The sequence below is a fragment of the Streptomyces sp. CB03234 genome, assembly GCF_001905885.1.
In the GTDB taxonomy this organism is placed as follows: domain Bacteria; phylum Actinomycetota; class Actinomycetes; order Streptomycetales; family Streptomycetaceae; genus Streptomyces.
In genome coordinates, this window is record NZ_LIYH01000004.1 from 520358 (window position 1) to 536894 (window position 16537).

A 16537-nucleotide genomic window follows, 5' to 3' on the forward strand; every position below is an offset into this window, starting at 1 on the left:
TATGCGCATGGTGGAGCCGTCGCACGGCTCAGCCGGTCAGATGCCGCTCCATCCAGTCGGCGGCGGTCCGGCGGAACAGCCGCCGGTTGTCCGCCCGCCGGAAATCGTGGCCCTCCTCGCGCAGCATCAGCAGCTCCGCCGCGAGCCCCCGCTCCCGCGCCGCCCGCACGACCTGCTCCGACTCGCCCGGCGGCACGTTGGTGTCGTGCTCGCCGTGCACCGCCAGCAGCGGTACGCGCAGCTCGTCGATCCGGCTCATGGGGGACAGAGCGCGCAGCAACTCCCGGTCGCGCACCGGGTGGCCGTACTTGTGGGCCGCCGACTCCGCGATCCACGGCTCGGTCCCGGCGAAGAACGTCGCGAAGTCCGACATCCCGCACACCGCGACGCCGGTACGGAACAGCTCCGGGTGCCACACCAGCGAGGCCAGCGTGAGGTATCCGCCGTACGAGCGGCCCATCACGGCCAGTCGCGTGGGGTCGGCGCGCCCGGTCAGGACCACGTGCGCCACGCAGTCGGCGACGTCCTCGATCGCAGCGAACCGCCCCGTACCGAGGTCGGCGTCCACGAAGGACCGCCCGTAGCCGGAGGAGCCGCGCACGTCGGGCGCGAAGACGTCCAGGCCCCGCCCGGTCAGCTCGTGGTACAGCGGCTCGAACACCGGCCGTTCCTGCTCCTCCGGGCCGCCGTGCAGGTGGATCACGCACGGCGCCGGCCGGCCCTCGGCGCGCCCCGGCGCCCGGTAGTACCAGCCGCCCAGCACCAGCCCGTCGCGCGCGGTGGGCCGCAGCGGCGCCGGGCGTACGGGCGGGCGGCCCGGCGGGACGGCGTCCTCGTCCCGTGACGACCAGGGCGTGCGGGCGGGGGACGCCGTACCGGACAGCCACCACACGCCCGGCTTCCGCTGCGAACCCGACAGGGCCAGCACCATCCCGTCGGGCCCGGCCCGGCTGATCCGGGTCACCACCTCGTGCGGAAGGGTCACCTCGTGGGGCGGCGCCGTGCCGGTGGCGCCGCCGCTGGGCGCGGGCGCGGCCGGCTCGGTCACCGGCAGGCCCAGCGTCCGGAACTCGCTCGCGCCCCGCACGTTCCAGGCGAGCGCGGCGGTACGCCCGTCCTCGGTGAACGCCAGCAGTTCGAGGTCGCTGCCCTCCCGTTCGGCGACCACGGACAGTCCGGTCCGCCGTCCCTCGCCGTCCAGCCCGGCGGCCAGCAGCGCCGCGAACTCCCGCTCGTGGTCGCTGCGCAGCCACACGGTGCGGCCGTCCGGCGAGAACCGGCCGATCCAGGGGTCCCCGTCGGCCACCCGCAGAACGGACCCCGTGCCCAGGTCTGCGGTACGCACCACCACGGCCTCGCGCCGCCCGCGCGGCCCCCGGCGCACCAGCGCGAACCGCCCGTCCTGGCTGACGTCGCACACCCGCAGCGTCGCGGCCCCGGACTCGGTGGCCACCAGCACGGGCGACCGGACCCCGTCCGGATCGGCCAGGTAGGCGCTCAGCCGGTCCCGCACGGCACCGTCCAGCTCCGGCCCCGCGTCCTGCGGGCCCACCTCGCCCCGATGGGCGCCGCCCAGCAGGGTGGCGTGGCCGTCCCGTCCCGCCCAGTCGGCGGGCAGCTCCCCGAAGGCCTCCGGCTCCTCCACGGCGGCGTCCTCGCGGTCGGGCGGGCCGCCCAGCGACGGCGGGGGCTCGGCGACGGTGACCGCCACGGCCGAGCCGTCGCGCGCCCAGCACCCCAGGTACGCCGAGCTCCCCGAGTCCGCGCCCGCCACGATCCGCCGTCCGGTGCCGTCCGGGCGTACGCACAGCACCCGGGTGTGCTCGCCGCCGCCGGGGGCGACCGTGTACGCGATCCAGCGCCCGTCGGGCGACCACGCCACCTCCGTCACCGGGTCGGGGTCGGAGTCGAGCAGGTGGATGCCCTCCCCGTCGAACCCTCCGGCCACCGGACCGGTCCACAGCTGCGGCACCCCGGTCCGGTCGCAGATGAACGCCACGTGCTCGCCGGTGGGGTCCGCCGACGGGTACCAGCAGCCGTGCGAGACCAGCGGCTGAGGGGTGTCCCGCAGGCCCGCCGCGTCGGTGAGCGGCACCAGCAAGGGTGCCGCCGGCGTGGCGCCGCCCGGTGGTGTCGCTCCGGTCAGCTGATCCTGTGCGTCTGCAGCCATATCTCCAGCAACGCTACGTGCCACAGGGCGTTCGCCCCGCGCTTCGTCCGGTGGTCGTCGGGGGCGGCGAGCAACTCGGCGATGTACTCCTCCTGGAAGAGACCGCGCGCCTTCGCCTCGGGCGCGTACAACGCCTCACGGACCCGTTCGAGGACGGGCCCCGCCATGTGGCGGATCGCCGGCACCGGGAAGTACCCCTTGGGCCGGTCGACGACCTCGCGCGGCAGCAGCGCCCGTCCCGCGTCCTTGATCACACCCTTGCCACCCTGCGCGAGCTTCAGCTCCGGCGGACAGGCCGCGGCCAGCTCCACCAGCTCGTGGTCCAGGAACGGTGTGCGCGCCTCCAGGCCCCAGTCCATGGTCATGTTGTCGACCCGCTTGACCGGGTCGTCGACCAGCATCACGTGGGTGTCCAGCCGCAGCGCCGCGTCCAGGGCGGTCTCGGCACCGGGCGCGGCCATGTGCTCGCGTACGAACCGGCTGGAGACGTCGTGGTCGGTGAGCATGTGCGGCTGGAGGATCCGGGCCATCTCGGAGTGCGGCCGGTCGAAGTACACGTCGGCGTACCTCTCCGGCTCGCGCTCCCGCTCGACGGCGGCCATCTCGGGGTACCAGCGGTAGCCGGCGAACACCTCGTCGGCGCCCTGACCGCTCTGGACGACGCTGACCTCCTTGGAGACCAGCTCGGACAGCAGATGGAAGGCGACGACGTCATGGCTGATCATCGGCTCGCTCATGGCCGCGATCGCCGCGTCGAGCGCGGTCGACACCCGGTCGGAGGGCACCATCAGCTGGTGGTGGTCGGTGTCGTAGCGCCGCGCGATGAGATCCGAGTACGTGAACTCGTCGCCCTCCTCGCCGCCCTCCGCCTCGAACCCCACGCTGAACGTCGCCAGGTCCTTCTGCCCCTCCTCGGCCAGCAGCGCCACGATCAGCGACGAGTCGAGACCGCCCGACAGCAGCACGCCCACCGGCACGTCGGCGACCATCCGGCGGCGCACCGCCGTCCGCAGCGCGTCCAGCACCGCGTCCCGCCAGTCACCGGCGTCCATGCCGGCGAACTCGGGGCGGCGCGTGTACGAGGGCTGCCAGTAGCAGCGGTCCCGGTACGAGCCGTCCGGCTCCACCACCCGCACCGTGGCGGGCGGCAGCTTGCGCACCCCGGCGAGCACCGTGCGGGGCGCCGCCACCGTGGCGTGCCAGCTCAGGTACTGGTGCAGGGCCACCGGGTCGAGCGAGGTGTCGATGCCGCCGCCCGCCAGCAGGGCGGGCAGGGTCGAGGCGAATCGCAGCCGGCCGGGCGCGTGTGCCAGGTACAGGGGCTTGATGCCCAGCCGGTCCCTGGCCAGCACCACCCGGCCGGTGTCGTTCTCGACGATGACGAACACGAACATGCCGATGAAGTGGTCGACGCAGTCCGTGCCCCACTGTCTGTAGGCCTTCAGGATCACCTCGGTGTCCGAGGTGGAGAAGAACCGGTGCCCCAGGGCGCGCAGCTCGGCGCGCACCTCCTGGTAGTTGTAGACGCACCCGTTGAACACCCCGGTGAGCCGGGCCTCGGTGTCCGTCATCGGCTGTGCGCCGCGCTCCGAGAGATCGATGATCTTCAGGCGGCGATGGCCCAGCGCCACGGGCCCCTGCGACCAGATGCCCCGGCCGTCCGGCCCCCGGGCCGCCAGCCGGTCGGTCATGCGTTCCACCGCGGCCACATCGGGCCGGCGGTCGTCGAAGCGGATCTCCCCACTCAGGCCACACATACGGCACCTCCCTGCCGTGCCGTATCCGCCGCCCCAAGCACATCCGGGACCTCAGCGTCCTCCTCAACCGCATATGAATCAGTCACCACAACTCCTCGAAGACGGGGAGCGGGCACCCCTGCCTGCCGTCCGTCCCGGCCGTGCGCGGCGACCCGCTCCATCCGGCCGGGTGCCCCGTTGATCGCCGGGCATGCCTGGAGCGTCGTCGGTGAGGGGCGGGCGCCTGCCGGGCGCCCGCCCCTCACGGACCGCCGACCGTCTTATCTCGTGTCCATGCCCTTGTCCTTGCCGGACTCCTGCTCCTCCTCATTGGCGAGGCGCTCGCCCTCCGCCTGGGACGGAGTCGAGCGGGCCACGTCGGGGTGTTCGTCCACACCCGGCTCGCGCTCGCCCTCCGCCTGGGAGGGGGTCGGGTAGTCCCACGCATCACTCATCGCTACGCCTCCGGCGACTCGTTCCGTGCCCGCGATGCCGGGCCGGGGCGGGACGAGTACCCCGGCGCCCCCGGCGCTACCGGGTCGGGCAGCTTCAGGAACAGCGCCATGACGGCGCTCGCCAGGTACAGCATCGCGAAGATCCACATCACGCCCTGGACACCCAGCGGACCCAGGAAGACGCCCACCAGGGCCGGGCCGAGGAAGGTACTGGCTCCGGCGCCCAGGTTGAGGGCCGACATCGCCTGGCCCTTGTGGGCCGGGTCCAGCGACGGCATCAGCGCCGACAGCGGTACGTAACCGGCGAGCGTCGCGCCGAACAGGCTCACCAGCACCATCGCCAGGGCGTAGTTGTCGCCCGCCGACACGGTGCCGTAGTACAGCAGCAGCGTGGTCACGGCGCAGCCGACCCCGCCGAACCACGCGACGGTGCGCTGCCAGCCGATGCGGTCGCCGACGACGCCGAAGATCAGGTTGAAGAAGATGTTCGTGGCGAACATCGCGGACAGCAGCTGGAGCCACTCGCTGAGCGAGAAGCCCAGCGTGTCGGTGAAGAAGACCGGCAGGAAGACCAGGAAGCCGAACTGCGGCGCCGTGTTGATGGCCCGCACGACCGCGCCCGTACCGATCCTCGGGTTGCGCCAGACGATCGCGAGCGAGCCGATCAGGGTGGTGACCGGGCGCTCACCGGCGGGGGCGAGCCGGCTTCTGCCGGTGGGCTCGCGCACCAGGAGCACGGCCATCAGGCCGCCCGCCAGGACCAGCCCGAGCGACAGCCACAGCGTGCTGTACGCGCCGATCCGCGGCACCGCGAAGCTGGCGACCAGCGACCCCAGCGTCGGCAGCCCGCCCGTGAACGCGAACCAGAACCAGCCCACCGCTGAGCCTAGCCGGGCCTTCGGCGTCACCGCCGTGACCCAGATGAGGAAGCCGTACGCGAAGAGCGGATAGCCGAAGCCGCGCAGCCCGTAGGAGAGCAGCAGGAGCCAGAAGTCGACCGCGGGGACGGCGAAGACCAGGAACACCACCTGGAACACGCCCCAGATGCCAAGGCCCAGCATCATCACCCGGCGCGGCCCCCACAGGTCCGACAGGGCGCCGGAGAACCAGGCGGCGACGCTCGCGGTGACGCCGTAGACGGTGAACAGCAGCGCCACCCGCTCCTTGGACATGCCCTCGTCCAGGAGGTAGGGGGACAGGTAACCGGACTCGACGCCGTCGCCGATCATGAAGATGAGCACGCCCAGGAATCCCCAGGCGAGCGCCTTGGGAATGCCGATCCTGTCCAGCCAATGCCTCGCGGGTGTCTCTTCGGCGGAAGACGACGGGTCAAGAACGACGGCCACGAGAACCACCTTTTTTCGAAAATTCGGGGAAAGCGCGGGGAAGCGCCGCGGGAAAGCGCGGGGAGCGGTGCGCTGTGAGGCGTCACGATGAAACGACCGTGTGAGAAGGGTCAATGAGCGGGAGAAAAACCCCGTGACGCGCCCCGGCCGTGGCGTGAAAAGGATGCGGCGGCGGTGTCCCGGGTCACCCGAAAGCTGCCGTCACCGCAGCTCAAGGGCCCCGTCCCGGCAGGGCGCCGCACCGGCCGTCAGGTTAAGTCGGTGTTACCTTCACGTGGCGTCTGTGATCTTCACTCGACGATCCGCACGTCCACGCCTATGTCCCGCAGCCGCCGCACCTCCGCCGCCGGTGCCGCGTCGTCCACCAGCACCAGGTCGAAGTCGGTGAGCGGGGCCAGCGCGTACAGCCCCTGATTGGCGAACTTGGTGTGGTCGATGAGCAGCACCCGGCGCGCCGCGGACGCCATCATCGCCCGCTTGACCTGCACCGTCTCGGGCGACATGTGGTAGCAGCGGCCCCCGGTCACCGCCGTCGTCGACATGAACAGCGCATCCGCCCGGAACGACTCCACACTGTGCGCCGTGTGCAGCCCCATGAAGGCGTCGTACGCCGGGAAGTACGTGCCCCCGAGGGCGATCAGCGAGACCCCCGGCTCCCGCGCCAGCGCCGTGACGGCCGGCAGCGAGTTGGTGATCACCGTGAGCGGCGTGTGGTCGGCCATCTGCTGGGCCAGGCTCAGGCAGGTGGTGGAGTCGTCCAGCATCACGATCTGCCCGGGCGCCAGCAGCTCCGCGGCGGCCCGCGCCAGCCGGTGCTTGGTCTGCGCCATCGTCGTCAGGCGCTCGCTCACGCTGCCGTGGAACTGCGTCGACGGCAGACAGCTCGCCCCGCCCCGCACCTTGCGCAGCCAGCCCTGCGCCTGGAGCGCGTCCAGATCGCGGTGGATCGTCATCACGCTCACGCCGAACTCGTCGGCCAGGTCGTTCGTCCGCACGAACCCCTTCGCGGTCACCAGCTCGCGCAGCGTGCGCCGCCGCTCCTCCTGGGCGTCCATACGGGTCATGGCGTCCGGCTCCTTGCCACACGGTGCGAATCTCACGTGAACTTAACACGGCAGCACCGTGTCGCCGCCCGGCCGAGCGGTGCGGGGCCGGGATCTCACACGGCGGCCACGGCCGGTCACGGGATAATCGCGCGGCCGATTGACGCTCCGCCCGGCCGCGCGTTTACCTGACGTCCGCGAGTGAAGGGGCAGGTATTCCAGTCATGTCGGTTCTCACCATCGACGTCGGTACGTCCGTCATCAAATCGGTCGTCTTCGACGACCAGGGGCAGGAAATAGCGCTTTCCCGTATCGGCACGGAGGTACTGCGCCCCCGCCCCGGCTGGGCGGAGCAGGACATGGACGCGGTGTGGAACGGCGTGGTCTTCACCGTACGCAGCGCCCTCTCCCAGCTCGGCCCGGTCCACGACCAGGTCTGGCTGGTGAGCTTCACGGCCCAGGGTGACGGCTGCTGGCTCGTCGACGCCGACGGCCGCCCCACCGGTCCCGCCATCCTCTGGTCCGACGGCCGCGCCGGTGACCTGCTCACCCGCTGGGCCGCCGACGGCGTCCTGGAGGAGGCCTACCGCCGCAATGGCTCCCTCACCTGCAGCGGCATGCCCAATGCGGTGATCAGCTGGCTCGCCGCCCACGACCCCGGACGCCTGGAGCGCTCGCGTACGGCGCTGACGGCGGCCGGCTGGCTGTTCCTGAAGCTGACCGGAGTGACCGCCATCGACGAGTCCGACGCCTCCGCCCCCTTCCTCGACCACACCACCGGCGCCTACGACCCGGCGATCGTCGACCTGTTCGGGTTCGAGGCGCACGCCCGTCTTCTGCCGGAGGTACTGGGCGAGAACGAGCGGATCGCCGAGATCACCCACCACACCGCCGGCGAACTGGGCCTCCCGGCCGGCCTGCCCGTCGTCATGGCCCCCTACGACATCGCCGCGACCGCCCGCGGCGCCGGCGTCGTCGACCCCGGCCAGGCGTGCGCCATCCTCGGCACCACCCTGTGCACCGAGATCGTCACCCGCCAGGTGGACACGAGCGGCGAACCGTGCGGCATCAACATCGCCTACCGCGGCCGCGAACGCATCCTCCGCGCCTTCCCCACCCTCTCCGGCACCGAGGTCCTCGACTGGGCGTCCCGCCTCCTCGCCGTCGACGGGCCCGCCGCCCTCGGGGAGCTGGCGTTCGGCACCGAACCCGGGCCCGGTGGACCGGTGTTCCTGCCGTACCTCTCGCCCGCCGGGGAACGCGCCCCCTTCCTCGACCCGCGCGCCCGCGGCACCTTCTGGGGCCTGTCCCTCGACCACACGCCCGCCCACCTCGCCCGCGCGGTCTTCGAGGGCCTGGCGCTCGTCGTCCGCGACTGCCTGAGGGCGTCCGGCACCGACGTCCACGAACTGCGCCTGTGCGGCGGCGGGTCCGCCAGCGACCAGTGGTGCCGGCTCATCGCGGACGTCACCGGGGTGCCCACGGCCCGCAGCGCCGACACCGAACTCGGCGCCAAGGGCGCTTTCCTGACCGGTCTCGTCCTCAGCGGCGCGGAGAGCAGCATGCGGGACGCGGCCGCCACGTACGTCCGGATGCGCTCCGGCTGGGAGCCCGACCCCGAACGCGGCGCGTTCTACGACGGGCTCTACGAGTCGTTCCTGGCCTGGCGCGGCGCCGCCCGCTCCCTCGGCTGGTCGCCCGCCACCACCACCGACGTACAGAAGGCACCACATGTCTGACGCCCTCTCCGCCGACGCCCTGACGGCCGACGCCGTCCACCTCGGCCTCGACCTCGGCACCCAGAGCGCCCGGGCGGTCGCCGTGGACGGTACCGGCCGGCTCCTCGCCGCCGCGTCCCGCCCGCTGGCCGGCCACCGCGACGGCGTACGCCACGAACAGGACCCCGAGCAGTGGTGGTCCGCCCTCGCCGGCGCCTGCCGCGAGGCCCTGACCGGTATCGCGCCCGAGCGCGTCCGTGGTCTGGCCGTCGACGCCACCTCCGGCACCGTCCTCCTCGCCGACGAGCGGGGCAGACCCCTGACACCCGGCCTGATGTACGACGACGGGCGCGCCCGCGCGTACACGTCCCGCGTCAACAAGGCGGGCGGGGAAGTCTGGCAGGAGCTGGGCTACCGCACCATGCAGCCGTCCTGGGCGCTGCCCAAGCTGCTGTGGCTGCTGGACAACACCGACTTCCCCGACGCCCGGCTGCTGCACCAGGCCGACCTGATCACCTGGCGCCTGGCCGGGCAGCAGGTCGCGAGCGACGCCAGCCACGCCCTCAAGACCGGCTACCACCTGGTCGACGAGCGCTGGCCGGACGGCGAACTGGCCGGACTCGGCGTCCCCGCCGGGCTGCTGCCGGACGTCGTCCGGCCCGGCACGGTCATCGGGACGGTCTGCGCCGACGCCGCCAGGGCCACGGCCATCCCCGCCGGCACGCCCATCGTCGCGGGCATGACCGACGGCTGCGCCGCGCAGATCGGCGCCGGGGCCCTCACACCCGGCGCCTGGAACTCCGTCCTCGGCACCACCCTCGTCCTCAAGGGCGTCAGCCCCCATCTCGTACGGGACCCCGGGGGAGTGGTCTACTGCCACCGCGGCCCCGGCAGCACCTGGCTGCCCGGCGGCGCGTCCAGCAGCGGCGCCGGAGCCATCGCCCGGCGCTTCCCCGGCGCCGACCTCGACGCCCTCACCCGGCAGGCCGCCGCCACCGGCTCCACCGCCGTCACCTACCCCCTCGCGGGGGAGGGCGGCGAACGGTTCCCGTTCCGGGCGCCCGACGCCACCGCGTTCGTCCTGGGCGACCCGTCCGGCGACGCCGAGGAGTTCCACGCCCTGCTGCTCGGCGTGGCCTGCGTCGAACGCCTCTGCTTCGACTACCTCGACCACCTCGGCGCCCCCGTCGATGGCCCGCTCACCCTCACCGGCGGCGGCGCCCGCAACGCCTACTGGTCGCAGCTGCGCGCCGACGTCCTCGGCCGTACGGTCACCCTCCCCGAACACGCCGAGAGCGCCACCGGCATGGCGGTGCTCGCCGCGACCGCCTCGGGCGCCACGCTGGAACAGGCCGCGGCCGCCATGGTGCGCGTCCGCGCACACCTGACCCCCGACCCGTCCCGCACGGCCCGGCTGACCCCCGTCTACCTCGACTTCGTCGACGAACTGACCCGACGCGGCCGGCTGGATCAGGCCGTCGCGGCGCACGCCCGCAGAAAGGCCGAGCAGTGACCGACTTCGTCCTCGTACGCCACGGCGAGACCGAGTGGCACGCGGAGAACCGCTACGCGGGCCGCACCGACGTACCGCTGACCGAGCTGGGCCACAAGCAGGCCGCCACGCTCGGCGCCTGGGCCGCCGGACAGCACCTCGACGCCGTCCTCTGCTCGCCGCTGTCCCGCGCCCGCCTCACCGCCGAACCCGCCGCGACGGCGCTCGGCCTCACCCCCCGGGTCGACGAGCGGCTGTACGAGGTGGACTTCGGGCGCGGCGACGGGCTGACGCGCGGCGAGATGGCCGAGGAGTTTCCCGACGCGCTCGCCGCCTTCCTCACCGACCCGGTCACCCACCACCTGCCGGGCGGCGAGGACCCGGCCGCGGCGGCCGAGCGCGCCATCGCCTGCCTGGAGGAGGTGGCGCGGGAGCTCCCCGACGGCCGCGTCCTCGTCGTCGCCCACTCCACCCTCGTACGCCTGGTGCTGTGCGAGCTCCTCGGCATCCCGCTCGCCCGCTACCGCCAGGTCTTCCCCGCCCTGGAGAACGGCGCCCTGACCGAACTGCGGCTGCTGCCCGGCCGGCAGGCCTCCCTGCTGCGGCTCAACGCGCCCGCCCTCACCACCCACTGACCCCTCGGAGCATCACCGTGACCACCACCGTCCTCGCCGCCGGCGACCACTTCGTCCTGCCCCGGCTGCTCGACGAGGAACTCCGCGCCGCCGCACCGCCCGGCGCCGGCCTCGACGTACGCCGGATCCAACTGCCCTGGCCGCACACGCCCTTCGGCCCGGTCGCCGAGGTCGACGAGGCGTCCGGCACCGAGGACGAGCTGATCGAGGCGCTGCGCGGCGTACGGATCTGCCTCACCCAGATGGCCCCGCTCACCGAGCGGATCCTCACGGCCTGCCCCGACCTGGAACTGTTCTGCGTCAGCCGAGGCGGCCCCGTCAACGCCAACCTTAAGGCGGCCACCCGCCATGGTGTCGCCGTCTGTTACGCGCCCGGCCGCAACGCCGTCGCCACCGCCGAGCACACCCTCGCCCTGATCCTCGCCGCCGCGCGGGGCATCGGCGACGTCCACACCGACCTCAAGCACGCCACCTGGCGCGGCGACTACTACGACTACGACAACTGCGGCATCGAGATCGACGGCTCGGTCGTCGGCCTGGTCGGCTTCGGCGCGATCGGCTCACGCGTGGCCCGTGTCCTGGTCGCCATGGGCGCCAAGGTCCTGGTCCACGACCCGTACGTCACGCCCGAGGCGGTGGGGGGCATCGCCGAACTGGTGCCGCTGGACGAGCTGCTGGGCCGCTCCCGGATCGTCTCGCTGCACGCGCGCGTGACGGAGGAGACCAAGGGCATGATCGGGGCGGCTCAGCTCGCGTCGATGCCGCCCGGCTCGGTGCTGGTCAACTGCGCGCGCGGCGCGCTCGTCGACTACGAGGCCGTGTGCGACGCGCTGGACTCGGGGCGGCTCGCGGGCGCCGGTTTCGACGTGTTCCCCGCCGAGCCGGTCCCGGCCGGGGCCCGCCTGCTGTCCACGCCGGGCGTCGTCCTCACTCCGCACATCGCGGGCGCCAGCCGGGAGGTGGCCCACAAGGCGGCCCGGATCGTGGCGGCCGAGGCGGCCCGCTTCCTCCGTGGCGAACCGCTCGCCCACTGCGCCAACCCCGAGGGGCGTTAACGCTTCGGGCGCGGCTGCGACAGGTACCGCTGGCCGGCGGCCTTCAGACGGTCGGGCAGCACCTTGGTGGCTACGCCCAGGACCTTCGTCCGCACCGACCCGGCGACCACCTTGCCCCGGCCGCGCATCAGGGCCTCGAAGGCGTCCTCGGCGACCCGGGCCGGATCGTCCTTCGCCATGCGCCCCAGGCGTGTGTCGGCCATGCCGGCGCGGTGGAAGAAGGGCGTCCGCGTGGCACCCGGCATCAGCGCCGTGACGCTCACCCCGGTGTCCCGCAGCTCGCTGTGCAGGGCCTGCGCGAAGGACTGGAGGAACGACTTCGAGGCGCTGTAGACGGACTGGCACGTCCCCGGCGCCATCGAGGCCAGTGACGAGGTGACCAGCAGCCGCCCCTCGTCCTCCTCCACCATGCCGCGCAGCAGCCGGTGCGCGAGGTGCACCGTCGCGTTGATGTTCAGGTCGATGATCCGGGCGTGGTCGGCGAGGTCGACGTCGAGGAACGCCCCGCCCCGCCCCACGCCCGCGTTCAGCGCGGCGGCGGCGACCGGCCGGCGGGTCGCGAGGACCGCCGCGTACAGCTGCTCGACCCCGTCATAGGTGGCGAGGTCGGCCCGTACGGCGACGACGCCGGCGCCCCGGCCGCGCAGCTCCTCGGCGGCGGCCGTCAGGGCCGCGTCCTCGGCGCAGACCACCAGGTCGAACCCGTGGCCGGCGAACTGCCGGGCCAGCGCAAGACCGATGCCGCTGGACGCGCCGGTCACCACCGCCAGCGGTTTCACGGTGTCCATGCGCGCCGGGTACCCACCCATCGGCTCCGTTTCACCCAATTGATCATGGGGTACCCGCCCGCCGTGTTCACGCCTCGGAGGTGACCCATGACAGAGCGGGATCTCGGGCAAGCGGCTGGGCAAGCGCCGAACGGCACCGTGACGACCCAGGTTCCGGCGCGACTGGACAGACTGCCGTGGTCGCGCTGGCACTGGATGATCGTCATCGGACTGGGCACCGTCTGGATCCTCGACGGCCTGGAAGTGACCATCGTGGGCAGCATGGCCGGCCGGCTCTCCGAGGAGGGCAGCGGGCTCGCCATCAGCAGCGCGCAGGTCACGGGCGTCGCCGCCGCGCTGTACGTCGCCGGGGCGTGCTCCGGGGCGCTGTTCTTCGGCTGGCTCACGGACCGCTTCGGCCGCAAGAAACTCTTCCTGATCACCCTGGCGGTCTATCTGGCCGCGACCGCGCTGACGGCGCTGTCCTTCTCCTCCTGGTGGTTCTTCGTCTTCCGCTTCCTGACCGGCTTCGGCATCGGCGGCGAGTACGCCGCCATCAACTCCGCCATCGACGAGCTGATCCCCAGCCAGTACCGCGGCCGGGTGGACCTGATCATCAACGGCAGCTTCTGGCTCGGCGCCATGGGCGGCGCCCTGCTGTCCGTCCTCGCCCTCGACACCGACATCCTCCCCAAGGACCTGGGCTGGCGGATCTCCTTCGGCCTCGGCGTCGTCCTCGGCCTGGTCATCCTGCTCGTCCGCCGCCATGTGCCGGAGAGTCCCCGCTGGATGTTCATCCACGGGCGCGAGGAGGGCGCCGAGCAGCTGGTGGCGGACGTCGAGCGGCAGGTGGAGGCGGAGACGGGCCGGCCGCTGCCCGAGCCGGCCGGGGCGATCACCATCAAGCAGCGGCACAGTGTCGGCTTCGTACAGATCGCCCGTACGCTCTTCCGCGCCTACCCCCGGCGGGCGGTGCTGGGCCTCGCCCTCTTCATCGGGCAGGCCTTCCTCTACAACGCCATCACCTTCGGGTTCGGCGCGATCCTGGTGACGTTCTTCGACATCGGCACCGGCTCGACCGGCTACTTCTTCGCCGTCATCGCGTTCGGCAACTTCATGGGGCCCCTGCTGCTCGGCCGCTTCTTCGACACCTGGGGCCGTCGCCCGATGATCGCCGGTACGTACATCCTGTCCGGCCTGCTGCTGTTCGTCACCGCCTGGATGTTCTCCAACGGCTGGCTGACCGCCACCACCATGACCCTCAGCTGGTGCGTGGTGCTCTTCTTCGCGTCCGCCGGTGCCAGCTCCGCGTACCTCACGGTGAGCGAGATCTTCCCCATGGAGACCCGCGCGATGGCCATCGCGTTCTTCTACGCCGTCGGCACGGCCGCCGGCGGTATCTCCGGCCCGCTGATCTTCGCCGGTCTCACCGAGAGCGGCGTGGTCGCGGACACCGTGCTCGCCTTCTGTATCGGCGCCACGCTCATGGTGCTGGCCGGCCTGGTGGCGCTGTTCTTCGCCGTCGCCGCCGAACGCAGGTCGCTGGAGGACATCGCGACCCCGCTGTCCGCGCAGGCCGCCAAGGCCATGACTCCGGCCGGCCCCACCACCGCCACCGCGCGCACGGTGCCGTGACGCGGTGACGCGCGGCGAGCCGGCGGCCGATTGGATGGTGCGCCGCTCAATGGTTTATCGTTCATTCAGTCGGTTGTGAAGACGCCTTCACGACCGCCACACGCTGCCCCGGCTGGTTCCCCCGTCCAGCCGGGGCGTCTTGCGTTCCCGCCCGGCTTCAGCTCCCGCAGGCCGGGCACCCGTCCCCTCGGAAGACCGAGCCGAGAGACGAGGAACGGTGGAGCGATGACCGAGTACGAGCGTTCACGCACCATGCCGGCACTGCCCGAGCACGTCTTCGACCAGGCCGCCAACGTCGACCAGCTCGACAACTGGCTGCCCGAGGCCCTGCACGTGCACGCCGAGGAGCTGCCCGCCGTCACCGTGCACGAGGACCGCACCGACGAGGACACCTCCGCGCTGCTGCGCGCCGAGAAGGACCAGATGCGCCTCGAGTGGGGCACCAGGGAGCAGGGCAGCTACGCCGGGTGGCTCCAGGTCGCCGGTATCGGCAGCGGGGCCAGCGAGGTGACCGTGCACCTGTCCTTCTTCGACGAGAGCCACGACCCGGGCGAGAAGCCGGTGAACGACGCCCTCGACCACAGCCTCCAGCGCCTGGAGGACCAGGTCCGCATGCGTGTCGACAACGCCGCCGGCTGACGGTCGCCCATGCCCGCCACCAAGCGGTACGCGGTCGCCGCCTCCGGACAGTGGACGGACGAGGAGGAGGGCCGCCGCCGGCTGCCCGCCGGGGAGGTCCACGCCTGGGAGCCGGGCATGAACCAGACCGTCTGCGGCCTCTCCCTCAGCCGGTCGCAGCTCGGCCGCTTCCCGCACGTCGTCTGGCCGGACGTCCTGCCCGAGTCCGGCGGCGCCGCCGACCGCGTCCAGCGGGTCTGTCCCCGCTGCGCCTCCGTCGCCGGCCGCCGGGGCGGCGACGCCCGGCCACGGTGGCAGCGCATCCGCCCCCGCCCATGATCGTCCCGGTTTTCGTCCTGCTTCGCGGGGCACTGGGACGGCATGGACCATTCACAGGCACCCGTGCTCGACGCGCTGGCCGCGTACCACTCCAAAGACCAGACACCCTTCACTCCGCCCGGCCACAAACAGGGCCGCGGCGCCGACCCGCGCGTACGCGCCGTCCTCGGTGACGCCGTCTTCCGCTCCGACGTGCTCGCCACCAGCGGGCTGGACGACCGGACCTCCTCCCACGGCATCCTCGCCACGGCGCAGGAGCTGATGGCCGACGCGGTCGGGGCTGAGCACACGTTCTTCTCCACCTGTGGCAGCTCCCTGTCCATCAAGGCCGCCATGCTGTCCGTCGCCGGACCGCACGAGAAGCTGCTGGTCGGGCGCGACGCCCACAAGTCGGTGGTGTCCGGCCTCGTCCTGGCCGGGATCGTCCCGATCTGGGTCGACCCCCAGTGGGACGCCGAGCTCCACCTCGCCCACCCGCCGTCCGCCGACGCCTTCCGCGCCGCGTTCGCCGAGCACCCCGACGCGCGGGGCGCCCTGGTGACGACCCCGACGCCGTACGGCACCTGCTCGGACCTGGCCGGCATCGCCGAGGCCTGCCACGAGCACGGCGCGCCGCTCATCGTCGACGAGGCGTGGGGCGCCCACCTGCCGTTCCACCCGGACCTGCCCACCTGGGCCATGGACGCCGGGGCGGACGTCTGCGTCACGTCCGTCCACAAGATGGGCTCGGGCCTCGAACAGGGCTCGGTCTTCCACCTCCAGGGCGACCTCATCGAACCGGAGGTCCTGAAGAACCGCGAGGACCTGCTCGGCACCACCAGCCCCTCCGTCCTCGTCTACGCCGCCCTCGACGGCTGGCGCCGCCAGATGGTGCAGCACGGCCACGCCCTCTACGACGACGCGCTGGCCCTGGCCAAGACGGTACGGACGCGGATCGCCGAGATCGACGGCCTCCATGTGCACGGGCGCGACGACTTCTGCGGACCCGGCCGCTCCGCCGACCTCGACCCCCTCCAGGTCATCATCGACATCACGGGGCTCGGTACGACCGGCTACCGGGTCGCCGACTGGCTGCGCGAGCACCACCGCGTCAACATGCACCTGTCCGATCACCGCCGCAGCAGCGCCCAGCTCACCCACGCCGACGACGAACGCAGCGCCGACGCCCTGCTCACCGCGCTGCGCGACGTCGCCGGCCACGCGGACGAACTGCGCCCCGCGCCGCGGGTGGAGGTCCCCGACCCGGCCGACCTCCGCCTGGAGCAGGTCATGCTGCCGCGCGACGCGTTCTTCGGGCGGGTCGAGCAGGTGCCGTGGGAGAAGGCCGTCGGCCGGATCAGCGCCGAGATGCTCACCCCGTACCCGCCCGGCATCCCCGCCGCGCTGCCCGGCGAGAAGCTCAACGCCGAGGTGCTGCACTACCTGCGCAGCGGTGTCGACGCCGGCATGGTCGTCCCGGACGCCGCCGACACGGAGGTCAAGACGGTACGGGTGACCGTGGAGCACTGACACGCCACGGTCACAGGGA

General features: G+C 72.7%; 14 protein-coding genes. 8 read left to right on the forward strand and 6 right to left on the reverse strand.

Going from position 1 to position 16537, the window contains the following annotated elements; all coding sequences use genetic code 11:
- Positions 1-28 precede the first annotated feature (28 nt).
- The 5 genes from AMK26_RS19380 to AMK26_RS19395 form a co-directional block, all read right to left on the reverse strand.
- Complete coding sequence (locus AMK26_RS19380) at positions 29-2170, reverse strand: prolyl oligopeptidase family serine peptidase (protein WP_073755936.1); 2142 nt, start codon at positions 2168-2170, stop codon at positions 29-31.
- Positions 2143-3927 (reverse strand): N-acetylglutaminylglutamine amidotransferase, encoded by a 1785-nt coding sequence (locus tag AMK26_RS19385; RefSeq protein ID WP_073755937.1) that lies wholly within the window; start codon positions 3925-3927, stop codon positions 2143-2145. Before AMK26_RS19385 ends, AMK26_RS19380 begins: the two co-directional genes overlap by 28 nt.
- A gap of 260 nt (positions 3928-4187) precedes the next feature.
- Positions 4188-4361, reverse strand: a complete 174-nt coding sequence (locus AMK26_RS37345) for a hypothetical protein (protein WP_198944112.1) — start codon at positions 4359-4361, stop codon at positions 4188-4190.
- A 2-nt stretch (positions 4362-4363) separates the two neighbouring features.
- A complete protein-coding gene (locus AMK26_RS19390; RefSeq protein ID WP_073755938.1) occupies positions 4364-5707 on the reverse strand; it encodes an MFS transporter in 1344 nt (447 codons plus the stop codon).
- Between the two features lie 290 nt (positions 5708-5997).
- Complete coding sequence (locus tag AMK26_RS19395; protein ID WP_198944113.1) at positions 5998-6771, reverse strand: DeoR/GlpR family DNA-binding transcription regulator; 774 nt, start codon at positions 6769-6771, stop codon at positions 5998-6000.
- Positions 6772-6974: 203 nt separating this feature from the next.
- On the opposite strand from AMK26_RS19395, the gene AMK26_RS38380 reads away from it, so the two are divergent.
- From AMK26_RS38380 to AMK26_RS19415, 4 genes are read left to right on the forward strand one after another with little or no spacing between them, the layout of a single operon-like run.
- Positions 6975-8489 (forward strand): FGGY-family carbohydrate kinase, encoded by a 1515-nt coding sequence (locus AMK26_RS38380; RefSeq protein ID WP_073755939.1) that lies wholly within the window; start codon positions 6975-6977, stop codon positions 8487-8489.
- On the forward strand, positions 8482-9981 hold the full coding sequence (locus AMK26_RS19405; protein ID WP_073755940.1) for an FGGY-family carbohydrate kinase: 1500 nt from the start codon (positions 8482-8484) through the stop codon (positions 9979-9981). Before AMK26_RS38380 ends, AMK26_RS19405 begins: the two co-directional genes overlap by 8 nt.
- The gene (locus tag AMK26_RS19410; protein ID WP_073755941.1) at positions 9978-10595 is read left to right on the forward strand and encodes a histidine phosphatase family protein; all 618 of its coding nucleotides are present in this window, start codon (positions 9978-9980) and stop codon (positions 10593-10595) included. The genes AMK26_RS19405 and AMK26_RS19410 overlap by 4 nt, the downstream gene beginning before the upstream one ends.
- 17 nt (positions 10596-10612) lie before the next feature.
- Entirely contained in the window at positions 10613-11650 is a 1038-nt protein-coding gene (locus AMK26_RS19415) for a 2-hydroxyacid dehydrogenase (RefSeq protein ID WP_073755942.1), read from the forward strand.
- On the opposite strand, the gene AMK26_RS19420 is transcribed toward AMK26_RS19415, so the two are convergent.
- Positions 11647-12438 carry an SDR family NAD(P)-dependent oxidoreductase gene (locus AMK26_RS19420; protein ID WP_073756290.1) on the reverse strand — a complete coding sequence of 264 codons (792 nt, stop codon included), beginning with the start codon at positions 12436-12438 and terminating at the stop codon, positions 11647-11649. The two genes, AMK26_RS19415 and AMK26_RS19420, sit on opposite strands and share 4 nt — an antisense overlap.
- A gap of 87 nt (positions 12439-12525) precedes the next feature.
- On the opposite strand from AMK26_RS19420, the gene AMK26_RS19425 reads away from it, so the two are divergent.
- The 4 genes from AMK26_RS19425 to AMK26_RS19440 all read left to right on the forward strand — a co-directional run bounded on the left by AMK26_RS19425 (position 12526) and on the right by AMK26_RS19440 (position 16518).
- Positions 12526-14052: an MFS transporter gene (locus AMK26_RS19425; protein ID WP_073755943.1), complete on the forward strand. Its 1527-nt coding sequence runs from the start codon at positions 12526-12528 to the stop codon at positions 14050-14052.
- A gap of 225 nt (positions 14053-14277) precedes the next feature.
- A complete protein-coding gene (locus AMK26_RS19430; protein ID WP_073755944.1) occupies positions 14278-14691 on the forward strand; it encodes an SRPBCC family protein in 414 nt (137 codons plus the stop codon).
- 9 nt (positions 14692-14700) lie between these two features.
- The gene (locus AMK26_RS19435; RefSeq protein ID WP_073755945.1) at positions 14701-15009 is read left to right on the forward strand and encodes a hypothetical protein; all 309 of its coding nucleotides are present in this window, start codon (positions 14701-14703) and stop codon (positions 15007-15009) included.
- Between the two features lie 42 nt (positions 15010-15051).
- On the forward strand, positions 15052-16518 hold the full coding sequence (locus tag AMK26_RS19440) for an aminotransferase class I/II-fold pyridoxal phosphate-dependent enzyme (RefSeq protein ID WP_073755946.1): 1467 nt from the start codon (positions 15052-15054) through the stop codon (positions 16516-16518).
- The last annotated feature ends 19 nt before the right edge of the window (positions 16519-16537 follow it).

Excerpts from the sequence above, each read along its gene's own strand:
- AMK26_RS19380 (WP_073755936.1), bottom strand. The coding sequence starts at position 2,170 with ATGGCTGCAGACGCACAGGATCAGCTGACCGGAGCGACACCACCGGGC.
- AMK26_RS19385 (WP_073755937.1), bottom strand. The coding sequence starts at position 3,927 with ATGTGTGGCCTGAGTGGGGAGATCCGCTTCGACGACCGCCGGCCCGAT.
- AMK26_RS37345 (WP_198944112.1), bottom strand. The coding sequence starts at position 4,361 with ATGAGTGATGCGTGGGACTACCCGACCCCCTCCCAGGCGGAGGGCGAG.
- AMK26_RS19395 (WP_198944113.1), bottom strand. The coding sequence starts at position 6,771 with ATGACCCGTATGGACGCCCAGGAGGAGCGGCGGCGCACGCTGCGCGAG.
- AMK26_RS38380 (WP_073755939.1), top strand. The coding sequence starts at position 6,975 with ATGTCGGTTCTCACCATCGACGTCGGTACGTCCGTCATCAAATCGGTC.
- AMK26_RS19405 (WP_073755940.1), top strand. The coding sequence starts at position 8,482 with ATGTCTGACGCCCTCTCCGCCGACGCCCTGACGGCCGACGCCGTCCAC.
- AMK26_RS19420 (WP_073756290.1), bottom strand. The coding sequence starts at position 12,438 with ATGGACACCGTGAAACCGCTGGCGGTGGTGACCGGCGCGTCCAGCGGC.
- AMK26_RS19425 (WP_073755943.1), top strand. The coding sequence starts at position 12,526 with ATGACAGAGCGGGATCTCGGGCAAGCGGCTGGGCAAGCGCCGAACGGC.
- AMK26_RS19430 (WP_073755944.1), top strand. The coding sequence starts at position 14,278 with ATGACCGAGTACGAGCGTTCACGCACCATGCCGGCACTGCCCGAGCAC.
- AMK26_RS19435 (WP_073755945.1), top strand. The coding sequence starts at position 14,701 with ATGCCCGCCACCAAGCGGTACGCGGTCGCCGCCTCCGGACAGTGGACG.
- AMK26_RS19440 (WP_073755946.1), top strand. The coding sequence starts at position 15,052 with ATGGACCATTCACAGGCACCCGTGCTCGACGCGCTGGCCGCGTACCAC.